Genomic DNA, 11,835 nt, shown 5'->3' on the forward strand with positions numbered 1-11,835 from the left:
ATTCCGCGAACGGGTACCGGACCCCACTTGAGGTCCACATCGAGTACCTGGAGCGACAGCAAGCGGCGTAGATCTACCCGCAGATCACCCATCAGGACGCTGTCCGGAAAACGCGCGGCCCCTCACCCCGATCGGCTACGCCTTCCTCGCCTTCACCCTCGGCACCGCCATCGGCCTTTTCGTGCGCCGGACGCTTCCCGCGATGGCCATCACTGGCGTCGTCTTCCTCGTCGTCCAGTTCACCGTGCCGAACCTGGTGCGGCCGCACCTCATGCCGCCCGAGGAGGCGACCCTGGCGATGACCGCGCAGACCATCAACCGGGCCAGGAGTCTGGGCAGCGTCACCGGCGCCCCCGTCATCGGCGGCCTGCGAGTGCCCGGCGCACCCGACGCGTGGATCAGCGAGACCAGCCCGCTGCGCACCGCGGACGGGCGGACCCTCAGCGAGAGCGCGTTCAACGAGTGTCTCGACACCCCGTCGAAGACCGGCGCCGGCGGCACGTTCGGCGACACCGCGGTGTGCTTGTCCGCACTCGACCTGCACGTTGACATCGAGTACCAGCCCAGCAGCCGCTACTGGCCGTTCCAAATGGCCGAAACCGGGCTCTATGTGGTGACCGGCGCGCTCGTCACCGCCATCGCTCTGCGCCGCGTCAGGCGCGCATGAAACGACCACGCTCACTGATTCCCGACTCCCGATACCGAAACCAGGTGCCTCATGCCGCTTGCGAACAGTCATGGCAATGATGCCGGTCGGTCTCCAGCGAGACCGGACGTGCTGGTCAACACAGGTTTGGGCGTGCTGTTCGCCCTGGGCATCGCCTTCACGGCGTACATGCTCATCGAGAGCTGGGGCGACGCCTACTGGATCTCCACCACGGCCGTTGCGGTGGTGATGTGCGGGCTGGCGCTGCTGCGCGGGCGGCGAAGGGCGTGGCCCGCGGCCGCGGGCGTGGCCGTGACGGCCGGCGCCGTGGGGGTGTCCCTGGCGGCCGACCTGCCGCAGGAGCCGTCGCCCACGGCGGCCCTGGCCCTGGCCGTGCTCATCGGCTCCTCGCTCAGAGCGCTGCCGGTGCCATCGGCCGTCGCCATCGCCGCGGGCGGCGTCGCGGTGACCGCGCTCGGCTGGTTCGCCGGGCCCACCGGCGTGACGGCCATGGCCACGATGCTGGTGGCCGGCGCTCTCGTCGTAGGGTCGCTACTTCGCGCGTTCGCCCCGGTCCGGCGGTCCGGCGCCCCGGCCGCGGAGCCGTTGCCGCCCGGCCGACCGCGGCGGTAGAGATGGGACGCGACCAGGGCGCGCCGAGCGCGGATCCGTCCACGGGCGCCGCCGGGCGACGCATCGGTAACCTGGCCGACGTGACCGTTCCGGATGGATGGGTCCGGGGCGTCTCCGCGGCCGGGCTCGGCGCCGTGTTCCTTGCGGCGATCACCGTGCAGGCCGCCGCCATCGCGCAGAGCTGGGGCGCCTGGTACTGGGTGCCGGGCAGCGTCACCGCGGCGGCGGTATGCCTCCCGGCGCTGCTGGGGCTGCGCCGGCCGCTCTGGCCGGCGGTCGCGGGGCTCGGCCTCGCGGCGGCGGCCATCGTGGTCACCCGCTTGGCCGGCCCCGACCTTCCCGCCGAACCCAGCCCGGCCATGGCCCTGGGGCTGGCGGTGCTGACCGGCTCCGCGCTCCGGGCCCTCGCGCCGGCACCGGCCGCTGCCATCACGGGCGCCGGACCGGCGCTGATCATCGCCGGGCAGCTCGCCGCCGGGTCGCCGTCCGCCGGGCTCGCGGCGGTGACGGCGCTGGACAGCCTGGTCTGGCTGGCCGCCGTCGGAGCCGGGCTGGCGCTGCGGATGCTGGACGCCCGGGCGCGCGCGGCCGCCGAGCGGGTGCGCCGGGACGAGAGGCTGGAGTTGGCCCGGGAACTGCACGACGTCGTGGCCCACCACATCACGGGCATGGTGGTCCAGGCGCAAGGCGCCCAGGTGGTGGCGCGGCGGGACCCGGAGCGGGTGAGCGAGTACCTCGGCGAGATGGAGGCCGCCGGCACCGACGCCCTGGCCGCGATGCGGCGGGTCGTCGGGCTGCTACGCGACGCCGACGACGCGGTGCCGGTGTCCCCCGGGCCCGAGCGCCTCGGCGCGCTGGTGGAGCGTTTCCGCCGGCAGGGCCCGGAGGCACGGCTGAGCATGCCGGACGGGAACGGGGACACCGAGTGGCCGCCGGAGGTGACCACCGCCGTGTACCGCGTCGTCCGGGAGGCGTTGACGAACGTGCTGCGGCACGCGCCCAAGGCCCGGTCCGTCACGGTCACCGTCGAGCAGGGCGCGCAGTCTGTCACCGTCGAGGTCACCGACGACGCCCCGGCGTCCCCGGCCCGGCACCCCCATCGCGGCGGGTACGGTCTTATCGGCATGCGCGAACGCGTCGAGTCGCTCGGCGGCTCGCTGTGCGCCGGGCCACGGCCCGGCGCCGGCTGGTCCGTGCAGGCGACCCTGCCCGTCCCCACCAGGGAGCCCCGATGACCATCTCGGTCCTGCTCGCCGACGACCAGGCGATGATCCGCCGCGGGCTGCGGCTGATCCTGGAGGACCAGCCCGACATCAGCGTCGTCGGGGAGGCGGCCGACGGGGCCGAGGCGGTCGCCCTGGCACGGCGGCTGCGCCCGGACGTGTGCCTGGTGGACATCAGGATGCCCCTGCTCGACGGCATCGCGGTGACCCGCGCGCTGGCCGGCCCGCGGGTGCCCGACCCGATGCGGGTCGTCGTTGTCACCACCTTCGACCTGGACGAGTACGTGTACGGGGCACTGCGCGGCGGTGCGGTGGGCTTCGTCCTCAAGGACGCCGGGCCCGCACTGCTCGTCGAGGCGGTCCGTGCCGCCCACAACGGGGAGGCGCTGGTCTCTCCCTCCGTCACCGTCCGGCTGCTGCGGCACCTGGCGGCCGCCTCGGCACCGGCGCGCGCCGCGCAACCCCCACCCCTGTCGGACCGCGAACTCGAGGTCGTCCGGGCCCTGGCGCGCGGCCGTACCAACCAGGAGATCGCCGCGGAGCTGTTCATCTCGCTCAGCACCGTCAAAAGCCACCTGTCGGGTATCCAGGCCAAGCTGGCGGTGCGCAACCGGGTCGGAATCGTCACCTGGGCGTGGGAGAACCAGCTCGTCGACACAACATGACGCGGCACCCGGCCGGCATACGTGCGGAAAGCCCGCGCGAGCTCAGCAGGTCGCGCGGTCGTTGAGGCGAGGCGCCCGAAGACCGCCACCATCAGGCGGGGAAACCGGCGGGCGATGTGCGGTTGGTACGTGTCGCCCCAGCGCATCCCGGTCCACGCGGCGACGATCACCATGATCTCCATGTTCCGGCCGCCGGCCGCCGAACCCCTTCACAGCTCTGCCGAACCTGCTTGCCCGTAGGGACCGGACGATCCCTGCCCGAATGGTCATGCTGGTGAGCGGCCATGTGGCCGAGCCTGAGACCCTGGATGGGGTTGTGGGCGATCATGCGTTCCTCGACGGCCTCGGAAAGGACCACCGACAGCAGGGTGACGATCCCGCTGACGGTGCTCGGCGCACACCGGCCAGGCTGGTGCGCGCGGTGTTGGGGTCGATGAACCGCCCGCGCCGGGCGGGTCGCGCCCCCACAGCGACGATCGCCGTCGAGTTGCTCGACTTGCTGCACATCGTGGATCGCTGAATCGCCAGGAGGATCGGGCTTTAATCGTGGGCGACCCAAGCTTGCCGGTGGAGCAGCGGAGAATGCGGTACGTTTCCCGTTCGGACATCCGTACGGGAAGGAACGGCCGGGGACGTATGGGATTCAATCTGCAGGGGCTGCTCACCGTGGACTGGGAGGCGCTCGCCCTGTACGAGCGGCTGCTGCCCGGCGGCTCCGCCTGGGCCGTCCCGGTGACCGGCGAGGGACTGCCGGACGCCTGGGTGCTGCCCGAGCCGACGCACCTGGCCGACGGGCTCGGCAACGCCCTCGCTCTTCCCCTCGACTGGTACGACGACGACACCGACGCGGCCTGGCAGGCCGCCGCGGGCGTGCCCGCCGGAGCGGCGCCGCTGTCCTCCCTGGACCTGATGGACTTGCGATTCGCCTCCCTGTTCAGCCTGGCCGCTCCGGCCGGCGTGGTGTACCTGGGCGACACCACGTTCGGCGGGGTGCTGGACACCGAGTACGCGGCGGTCTGTGTGGCCGGGCGGCTGCGCGCCGCGTCCGGGATCGAGCACGGAAAGCCCGGCGACGAAGAATCCGGTACGGCCTTCGCCTTGCGCGACGGGGCATACGCGACGGTGCCGACCGGCTCGGTGAGCCCGATCGCCGACTGTACGGCCGTACTCGACCCGAGGTACCGCGGGGCCTTCCTGTTCGACGGCTATCTGCCGCGATCAATCCACCCGGACACGCCGAAGCCGCCGGGCGAGCCCTACCCGGAGCCGCTCACGCTGGACGCCGTCGTCGTGGCGGAGTGGTCGCATTACTTCCCCATCCTCCGCGACTGACGAGCCGTTCGGAGACGTTGAGCACGGCCCCCGGCCCCATGCAGTCCCGGGGGCGCAAGTGGCTTGCGGATGTTTCGTCCTCTACATCCCGCCTGAACGTCCCAGAAGAAAGAACGTATGGGAGGAATCTCCAACGAGTGCGAGCGTGCTAACTGACCGGCACGGATGAGGTTGTCGGCAAGCGTAAAGATGACCGGTGCAGTCATTGCTGTTGGGTGGATCGTCCCCTCGTACTTCCCGGTGACCACTTCCATGTGGTGGCCAAGGGACGATCGTTCCTACCTGGTGCGGACAGCAGGGGACCCACCAGCCGGAGCCGATGAGTCCCTCGGGGCGCTGCGTATAGGTTGTGCGGGCTGGCTAGTGCGCGGCCTCGTACTGCTCGATGACGTTGGCCGGGATGCGCCCACGCTCGTTGACCTTGATGTCGTTGGCCTTCGCCCACTCGCGGATCTCGGCGCTGCGCTCACGGCTGTTGGTGCTACGAGCCTGGGCCTTGCCGCCCCTGGTGGCCTTGAGTCGTCGACCGCTCTCCATGTAGGCGTGCAAAGCACCACGAAGCTTGTCCGCGTTGCCTTCGTTCAAATCGATCTCATAGGCCGAACCGTCGATGGAGAACCGTACGGTCTCGTTGGCCTCCGTGCCGTCGATGTCGTCCGTCATCTGGACGATTACCTTCTGAGCCACGTCTGTCCCCCTACTTGCCGTTCTTCTGATTATCTTGACCGTAGCTGATTCGGGCGCGTAGTTAGAGCGTCCTCACGTGGATATCGATAGGCGGTGCGGCATGCTCGGGGGTCGTGTCGTCGGATCTTGCGCTCCGGTTGGTGCCGGATGAGTTGTGGGCGATCGCCGAGCCGTTGATTCCGGAGTTCACGCCGCGTCGGCAGGGCGGCGGGACGGCGCCGGTGGCCCCAATCCGGTCGATCGGGCAAGAAGGGCAGCGAACTCCACGTGCTGTCCGACGCCGCCGGGCCGCCGCGGGTGGTCGCGGTCTCGGCGGCCAACGTCCATGACAGCCAGGCGTTCAAGCCGCTGCGCACCTGACCGTCCGCCACGAACGCCGCGGCCATCTGTTCAACGCCTTCCTCGTGATCGCCGCAGCCGTCACCTGCTACATGAAAGTCGCCACATGAGACATGGCCTTAAGTAGACAGATCATTGACGGGCGCCAAGGATAGGTCTAGCTTTTGGGGACAGGCGCAGCAACAAGGCGCGCACACCAGCAGGGACTCCAGCCAAGCCATGAACTCGGCGTCCACCTACGACTCGGTCCGGTTCCAGCACACGCATCTGACGCTCCGGGCGGCGTTCAGCACCGCTGCCACGCCTCGTGATTCGGGGCACCGAGCGCAATCGTCGACACCCGGCCCGTTCGCCACCGGCGTATCGGCGCGTGGCCCAGGCCTCTGCCGGTCGTTCGCCACATGACTCCGCACAGCAAGGAGACCAAGATGTCATCCCGGATGAAAGCCGCGTTTTCTATCGTGGCGGGCGCAGCAGTGGCGATCACGGTGTCAGCATTCCACTACGCGCCACACGAGCCGTCACAGCAGTCCCCACGGCCGGCGAAGCCGGGTCCACCGGGAACCGCTTTCTGGAATGTCAACCAGAAGCCGCCGGCCAACGCCAGACCCGGCGACATTCTCTGGACCCAGCCGCGCACCGACGCGCCCGCCGGGGCCCAGGGATGGAACCTCATCTATGTGTCGGAGATCAAGCCAGGAATCAAGAAATACGTCTCAGGTGAGGTATACGCGCCCAAGAAGAAAAGGAGGAGCCCGCGCGACCTGGTTCTCTGGAACCACGAGACAACAGGACTCACCGACAACTGTGCACCTTCGCGAAGAAGCCTGGTCGAGGACGATAGGCTGAGAGTTCCGGCGATCCGAGAACTTCTCGACGCCGGATTCGTCGTCGCCATGAGCGACTATCCAGGTCAGGGACTCCCGGGCGCACCGTACTACATGGCGGGCAGCCCAAACGCCCGGGCGTCCCTGGACGTCCTGCGGGCCACTCGAAAGCTTCCCACGGTCAACACCTCCCAGCGCTTCGTCCAATATGGCTGGTCGCAAGGCGGCCAGACCTCAATGCACCTCGAATCCACCGCCAAATCCTACGCCCCCGAATTCAAGGGCCTGGGAACGGGACTCATCGCGCCCGCAGTCCGAATCCGCGACCTCACGCACCGTTCGATGCAGATTCCCGGGTTGGCCGGATACGTCATCGCAACTCTGCGCGGCATCCAAGCGTTCTACCCGGACCTGAAATACAGGGACTTCCTCACCCCCAGCGCCATGGAACAACTGCCCGTCCTCAGCGACGGATGCTTCGACATCTGGAGCAGCGCCAGCTCATTGCGGCACCCCTACCGGCCACGGGCGATGGCCCGAGGAAGCAGCTGGCGCAAGGCCCTCACGGCAGTAGACGCCTTCCGCCCCGCCGGCACAATGCCCTTCGTCATCTACCAGGGGACCGACGACACCACGACCCCGCCAAGCCTGACCCTCCGGGAACGAGTCGCCTTGTGCGGGGCTGGATCCCAGGTGATGTACAACGAGTTCGCCGGGCTGAACCATAGCTCCGTCGTTCCGGTCGCCGCTGAACGTTTCCCCGCATGGGCAGCGGATCGATTCGCCGGCAAGCCGGCTCCGGATAACTGTCGCGGGTCGTGACGGCGACCTGATTCCATTGCGGCAAGCAAGCGCCGCCTCCAGCAGCCGGAACAGGTGCGTCAGTGGCTGGCCGAGGACACCGTGCTCGTCGTGAGCGATGTCGCCGGTGTGCACGGCTATACGGAGCCGAAGCCGGCCGAGGTCGTTGGCGAGTCGGTTGGAGCGGCGCAGCAGCGCGGTGAGGTGATGGGCCGGCGTGTGCCCGATGAACGCAGGCACATACAGCCGCCTGAGCAGGATCGTCTCCACCAGGAAGTCGCACGCGATGACCGCATGCGCTTGAGCAGCCAGGTGTCGGCGTACTGCTTCCAGTGCGGAGCCAGGTACGTGCGCCGTGAGGCGCTTGTTGTTCGAGTGGAGGTGAGAGACCACCACTGTCGAAGAACGAATCGGGGCTCCTGGCTTCCTGGACGATCTGCGGCGCGCACTGAAGGCGGGCGAGTTCTGGCCGCTGCCAGTGCGTGAACGCAAGATCCCCAAACCCGGGGGTGGTGGGAAGGTGCGCAGACTGGGCATCCCGACCATCGCCGACCGGGTGGTCCAGGCAGCGCTCAAGCTGGTCCTGGAACCGATCTTCGAGGCCGACTTCAAGCCGGTCTCCTACGGGTTCAGGCCCAAGCGGCGCGCACACGACGCGATCGCCGAGATCCACGAGTCCGGCACCAAGGGATACCGCTGGGTGCTGGACGCCGACATCGAGGCGTGCTTTGACTCCATCGACCACACGGCCCTGATGGACCGGGTGCGAGCGCGGGTCGGAGACAAGCGCGTGCTGCGGCTGGTCAAGGCGTTCCTCAAGGCCGGTGTCTTTACCGAGACCGGAAACCGCGAGGACACCTGGACCGGCACACCGCAAGGGGGCGTGCTCTCCCCGCTGCTGGCCGGCATCGCTCTGTCGGAGCTCGATGAGCACCTGATCAGGGCATGGGAGGACGGCGGGGAGATCTCCACCGGCAGCCGACGTCAGCGACGCCGCCGCAAAGGGCTGCCGAACTGGCGGCTCGTCCGCTACGCCGACGACTTCGTCGTCCTGGTGCACGGCGGACGCGATGGCGTTGAGGCGCTGCGCGAGGAGATCACCGCCGTGTTGCAACCTCTGGGTCTCCGGCTGTCACCGGCCAAGACCAGGGTCGTGCACATGGCGGACGGATTTGAGTTCTTGGGGTTCCACATCCAGTGGCGCCGCAAGCGGGGCACGGACAAGTGGTACGTCTACACCTTCATCGCCGACCGGCCCATCCGGGCGCTGAAGGACAAGATCCGTGCCCTGACGAACAGAACGTCGCAGCCAGAACGTCGCAGCAGGACCCCCGGACCGTGCTGATCCGACTCAACCAGATCATGCGCGGCTGGGCCGACTACTTCCGGCACGCGGTCTGCAAGCACACCTTCAGCAACATCGCCCACTTCGCCTGGCGAAGGGTGATCGGCTGGCTGATGGTGCTGCACCGCTGGAGGTGGAAGGACGTCCGCCGACGCTTCACCGACCACACCGGCCGGTGGCGCGAACCCTCGGCGGACGGGATCGAGTCGTTCGACTTGGCAACGGTGCCGGTCACCCGCTACCGCTACCGAGGCAACAAGATCCCCAACCCCTGGACGGTCCCCAACCACGCCTGACGGCAGAGGCCGTGGAGAGCCCGGTACTCGGAGACGGGTACGCCGGGTTCGGCGAGCGGCACGGAGAAACGGACCGGTGGCGACACTGGCACCGCGCTCCGTGCCGACTCGACGGGTAAACGTGCAGAGATGATCAGCGCGTCGCCCTCATACGGCCGACCTCTATAGGACCGTCCGCAACGTCACGGACACTCGTCGGCCGTGAGGCGCGCGTCCGTTCGGGTCAAGGTCGGTCCTGCTGGTCGGCGCCCGCCACCGGATGGATCGGAAACTTAAGTTTCGACTTGACTTTGCGAGGCCGGCGATTAAAGTTAAGTGCATGCTTAAGTATGAGGCGGAGGCGGCGGACCGGGTGTTCCATGCGCTCGCGGACGCGAACCGGCGGGCGGTGATCGAGCGCCTGACCCGCGGCCCGGCCACCGTGAGCGAGCTGGCTGCCCAGCTCGGGGTGACCGTCGCCGCGACGGTCCAGCACCTCCGGGTGCTGCAGGACAGCGAGCTGGTGCGGTCGGAGAAGGTCGGACGGGTCCGCACCTGCCAGATCGATCCGGCCGGCCTCCGCAACGCCGAGGCGTGGTTGCAGCGCCAGCGCACGGCGTGGGAGCACCGCCTGGACCGCCTCGGCGCGGTCCTCGACGACCAGAAGAAGGAGCAAGGATCATGACCGACCAGTCGGTGAAACACAGCACGTTCACGCTGGAGCGGGACTACGCCGCCTCGCCCGCCGCGGTCTTCGCGGCCTGGTCCGACCGCGACACGAAGGCGAAGTGGTTCGCGGCCGAGGACGGCCGCTACTCGCTGGACTTCCGGGTCGGCGGCACCGAGACCGTACACGGCGGCGACGGGGCCGACCTCGTCGCGAGGAGCGAGTACCACGACATCGTCGCCGACGAGCGCATCGTCTACACCACGGCCCTGTTCACCGACGGGGTCCTGTCGACCGTGTCGCTGACCACCGTGCGGTTCGCCCGCGACGGCGACGGGACCCGCCTGGTGCTCACCGAACAGGGCACCTTCCTGGACGACCGGGAACAGCCCGAGTGGCGCGAGCAGGGCACCGGCGACTGGCTGGACGCCCTCGGCCGCCAGGTGGCCCAGCGATGACCGCGGACGACGACCGGCAGATCCGCGAGCTGCTGGAGGCCCGCACCCGGGCGTTCGGCCGCCGGGACGCCGCCGCCGCTGCCGCCGGCTACGACGACGACCTCGTGCTGTACGACGTGGTCGGCCCGTTCGTCCGCCGCGGTGAGGACCCGACCGCCCGATTGGACAGGTGGATCGCGTCGTACCGGACCGGGATCGGGCACGAGATCCGCGACCTGGAAATCACCGCCGGAGCCGATCTCGCGTTCTGCCACTTCCTGGTCCGGATCAGCGGCACGATGCGGGACGGCACCGAGGTCGGCATGTGGGTGCGCGCGACGAGCTGCCTCCGCCGGCGAGGCGGCGCCTGGACGATCGTTCACGAGCACGCGTCGGTGCCCTTCGACGCCGACACCGGCCACGCCGTGCTGCGCGGTGAGCTGTGATGACCCTCCAGCACCGGGTCCAGGGCGTCCTGGACGAACTGGTCGCCTCCGGGGCCGAGACCGGCCTGCAGGTCGCCGTCCACCACCGGGGCCGTCGGGTCGTCGACGTCGCCGCCGGCGTCGCCGACGGCACGACCGGACGGCCGGTGACCCCGCAGACCTTGTTCTTCAACTTCTCCACCGCCAAGGGCGTGGCCGCGTTGATCGCCCACCTGCTGGTCGGCAACGGCCTGGTCGGCTACGACACGCCGGTGGCGCACGGCAAGCAAACCGCGACCCTGCGGAAGGTGCTGACGCACACGGTGACGTCCCGTCAGTGGGCACCCTCACCGCACGGGGGATCGCGACCGTGTACGCGGCGATCCTGGACGGCCGGCTGATCTCCGCCGACCAGCTGGCGGAGCCGTCGGCGGTCGCCTTCGAGGGAACCGACCAGGTCTTCGGCAACGCCGCGCGGCTGGCCCTGGGCTACCCGCTCGGTCGCGTCGGCGCCCCAGCGGACAAGGCCGGCCCGGCGAGGCGCAGGATCGACACCGGCTGCCCGCAGGGTCTCCCACACCGCGGAAGCCGCAATCGCATATCCCAGACGGGCCAACTCACCTCGGATCCGCCGGTGCCCCCATGCCGGGTTCTCCCGCGCCATCCGCACGATCAGCGTTCTGACCGCCGCACCTGCCGGGGGCGACCTGGACGCCGCCGGTCGGTGTCGGTCCACTTACGGGCGACGAGGTCACGGTGCCAGCGCAGGATCGTCGCCGGAACAACCGCAAAGAGTTCGGCCCACCACCGGCTCGGGACCAGACGGGACAACACCGCAAACCAGAGCCGGTCTCGCCATGACCCCAGCGCGGCCGACCTGCGACCTGACGGCGCAACACCCCTCCGACTGAAGTGTCGTCGTCAGCCGCTCCAAGTTGGGCTATGACCACCTGCTGGCGGTTCGCATAATGGTCGCGTGGACCCCGAACTCTCGCCCTGGCCGCCTCTGCCGGGCGACGAGCAGGTGAAGCGGGCTCCCCCGATGACTTTCGCCGGGGCGCCGTCGTGGTGGCCGGTCGTGCTGATGTGCGCGATCTTCAACGTCCCTGTGGTCGCTCTTCTGATCGCGGTGGGCACGGCCCGGGACTGGCTCATCGGCGCTTTCCTGATGGCCGTCTACAGCGGCTGGTTCGTGTTTCTGAGGTGGGGGTACCGGCGGAGTTTCGTTGCCCTGCGCGGGTGGCAGGTCACCGTGCGACCGGTTTTCGGCCGCACCAAGACGGCCGACCTGCGCTGGGTCGCTCGAGCCCGCCTGCAGCAGCACAGCGATGGACCTCGTTGCCGCCTGAGACTCATCCCGGTGAGCGGATACCCCCGGTCGCTCGCCGTCCCTCTTAAGCCGCCGGAGTTCCGCGACGCTTTTCTGTCCCGGCTGGCCATGGTGCCCGGCGTCACCGTCAGAGGACGTCTGCGCGACGAACTCGAATCACGCCGTTGACGTGTGACCCGGGGAGCCGCGTGGAACCGGCTCGC

15 protein-coding genes and 1 pseudogene are annotated in these 11,835 nt (G+C 69.3%); 15 read left to right on the plus strand and 1 reads right to left on the minus strand.

Annotated elements, in window-relative coordinates; translation table 11 throughout:
• The first annotated feature begins 202 nt into the window (after window positions 1-202).
• The 6 genes from ACTWPP_RS39285 (at window position 203) to ACTWPP_RS39310 (ending at window position 4,499) form a co-directional block, all read left to right on the plus strand.
• Window positions 203-667 carry a hypothetical protein gene (locus ACTWPP_RS39285; protein ID WP_443109537.1) on the plus strand — a complete coding sequence of 155 codons (465 nt, stop codon included), beginning with the start codon at window positions 203-205 and terminating at the stop codon, window positions 665-667.
• Window positions 668-775: 108 nt separating this feature from the next.
• Entirely contained in the window at window positions 776-1,279 is a 504-nt protein-coding gene (locus ACTWPP_RS39290) for a hypothetical protein (protein ID WP_443109538.1), read from the plus strand.
• A gap of 80 nt (window positions 1,280-1,359) precedes the next feature.
• Window positions 1,360-2,514, plus strand: a complete 1,155-nt coding sequence (locus ACTWPP_RS39295) for a sensor histidine kinase (RefSeq protein ID WP_443109539.1) — start codon at window positions 1,360-1,362, stop codon at window positions 2,512-2,514.
• Window positions 2,511-3,167 (plus strand): response regulator, encoded by a 657-nt coding sequence (locus tag ACTWPP_RS39300; protein ID WP_443109540.1) that lies wholly within the window; start codon window positions 2,511-2,513, stop codon window positions 3,165-3,167. Before ACTWPP_RS39295 ends, ACTWPP_RS39300 begins: the two co-directional genes overlap by 4 nt.
• A 262-nt stretch (window positions 3,168-3,429) precedes the next feature.
• Window positions 3,430-3,687, plus strand: a complete 258-nt coding sequence (locus ACTWPP_RS39305; RefSeq protein ID WP_443109541.1) for a hypothetical protein — start codon at window positions 3,430-3,432, stop codon at window positions 3,685-3,687.
• 116 nt (window positions 3,688-3,803) lie between these two features.
• Window positions 3,804-4,499 carry a hypothetical protein gene (locus ACTWPP_RS39310; RefSeq protein WP_443109542.1) on the plus strand — a complete coding sequence of 232 codons (696 nt, stop codon included), beginning with the start codon at window positions 3,804-3,806 and terminating at the stop codon, window positions 4,497-4,499.
• 360 nt (window positions 4,500-4,859) lie between these two features.
• Here ACTWPP_RS39310 and ACTWPP_RS39315 read toward each other — a convergent pair whose 3' ends face one another.
• Window positions 4,860-5,186 (minus strand): histone-like nucleoid-structuring protein Lsr2, encoded by a 327-nt coding sequence (locus ACTWPP_RS39315; protein WP_443109543.1) that lies wholly within the window; start codon window positions 5,184-5,186, stop codon window positions 4,860-4,862.
• Window positions 5,187-5,408: 222 nt separating this feature from the next.
• Here ACTWPP_RS39315 and ACTWPP_RS39320 point away from each other — a divergent pair.
• The 9 genes and pseudogenes from ACTWPP_RS39320 to ACTWPP_RS39360 all read left to right on the plus strand — a co-directional run.
• Window positions 5,409-5,546, plus strand: a pseudogene (locus ACTWPP_RS39320) (IS5/IS1182 family transposase); the annotation flags it as partial.
• 407 nt (window positions 5,547-5,953) lie between these two features.
• Entirely contained in the window at window positions 5,954-7,174 is a 1,221-nt protein-coding gene (locus tag ACTWPP_RS39325; protein ID WP_443109544.1) for a lipase family protein, read from the plus strand.
• Between the two features lie 406 nt (window positions 7,175-7,580).
• Entirely contained in the window at window positions 7,581-8,498 is a 918-nt protein-coding gene (locus ACTWPP_RS39330; protein ID WP_443109629.1) for a reverse transcriptase domain-containing protein, read from the plus strand.
• Window positions 8,492-8,794 carry a group II intron maturase-specific domain-containing protein gene (locus ACTWPP_RS39335; protein WP_443109545.1) on the plus strand — a complete coding sequence of 101 codons (303 nt, stop codon included), beginning with the start codon at window positions 8,492-8,494 and terminating at the stop codon, window positions 8,792-8,794. Before ACTWPP_RS39330 ends, ACTWPP_RS39335 begins: the two co-directional genes overlap by 7 nt.
• Window positions 8,795-9,113: 319 nt before the next feature.
• Window positions 9,114-9,458: an ArsR/SmtB family transcription factor gene (locus tag ACTWPP_RS39340; RefSeq protein WP_443109546.1), complete on the plus strand. Its 345-nt coding sequence runs from the start codon at window positions 9,114-9,116 to the stop codon at window positions 9,456-9,458.
• On the plus strand, window positions 9,455-9,898 hold the full coding sequence (locus ACTWPP_RS39345) for an SRPBCC domain-containing protein (RefSeq protein ID WP_443109547.1): 444 nt from the start codon (window positions 9,455-9,457) through the stop codon (window positions 9,896-9,898). The genes ACTWPP_RS39340 and ACTWPP_RS39345 overlap by 4 nt, the downstream gene beginning before the upstream one ends.
• Window positions 9,895-10,323, plus strand: a complete 429-nt coding sequence (locus ACTWPP_RS39350; protein ID WP_443109548.1) for a YybH family protein — start codon at window positions 9,895-9,897, stop codon at window positions 10,321-10,323. Before ACTWPP_RS39345 ends, ACTWPP_RS39350 begins: the two co-directional genes overlap by 4 nt.
• On the plus strand, window positions 10,323-10,703 hold the full coding sequence (locus tag ACTWPP_RS39355; RefSeq protein ID WP_443109549.1) for a serine hydrolase domain-containing protein: 381 nt from the start codon (window positions 10,323-10,325) through the stop codon (window positions 10,701-10,703). The genes ACTWPP_RS39350 and ACTWPP_RS39355 overlap by 1 nt, the downstream gene beginning before the upstream one ends.
• 575 nt (window positions 10,704-11,278) lie before the next feature.
• Window positions 11,279-11,800 (plus strand): hypothetical protein, encoded by a 522-nt coding sequence (locus ACTWPP_RS39360; RefSeq protein WP_443109550.1) that lies wholly within the window; start codon window positions 11,279-11,281, stop codon window positions 11,798-11,800.
• Window positions 11,801-11,835 lie beyond the last annotated feature (35 nt).

Source organism: Actinomadura sp. 3N407, from assembly GCF_052245875.1.
Classification (GTDB): domain Bacteria; phylum Actinomycetota; class Actinomycetes; order Streptosporangiales; family Streptosporangiaceae; genus Spirillospora.

Coding starts and splice junctions, on each gene's coding strand:
- ACTWPP_RS39285 (WP_443109537.1), top strand. CDS start 203: ATGGCCATCACTGGCGTCGTCTTCCTCGTCGTCCAGTTCACCGTGCCG.
- ACTWPP_RS39300 (WP_443109540.1), top strand. CDS start 2,511: ATGACCATCTCGGTCCTGCTCGCCGACGACCAGGCGATGATCCGCCGC.
- ACTWPP_RS39305 (WP_443109541.1), top strand. CDS start 3,430: ATGGTCATGCTGGTGAGCGGCCATGTGGCCGAGCCTGAGACCCTGGAT.
- ACTWPP_RS39310 (WP_443109542.1), top strand. CDS start 3,804: ATGGGATTCAATCTGCAGGGGCTGCTCACCGTGGACTGGGAGGCGCTC.
- ACTWPP_RS39325 (WP_443109544.1), top strand. CDS start 5,954: ATGTCATCCCGGATGAAAGCCGCGTTTTCTATCGTGGCGGGCGCAGCA.
- ACTWPP_RS39340 (WP_443109546.1), top strand. CDS start 9,114: ATGCTTAAGTATGAGGCGGAGGCGGCGGACCGGGTGTTCCATGCGCTC.
- ACTWPP_RS39345 (WP_443109547.1), top strand. CDS start 9,455: ATGACCGACCAGTCGGTGAAACACAGCACGTTCACGCTGGAGCGGGAC.
- ACTWPP_RS39350 (WP_443109548.1), top strand. CDS start 9,895: ATGACCGCGGACGACGACCGGCAGATCCGCGAGCTGCTGGAGGCCCGC.
- ACTWPP_RS39355 (WP_443109549.1), top strand. CDS start 10,323: ATGACCCTCCAGCACCGGGTCCAGGGCGTCCTGGACGAACTGGTCGCC.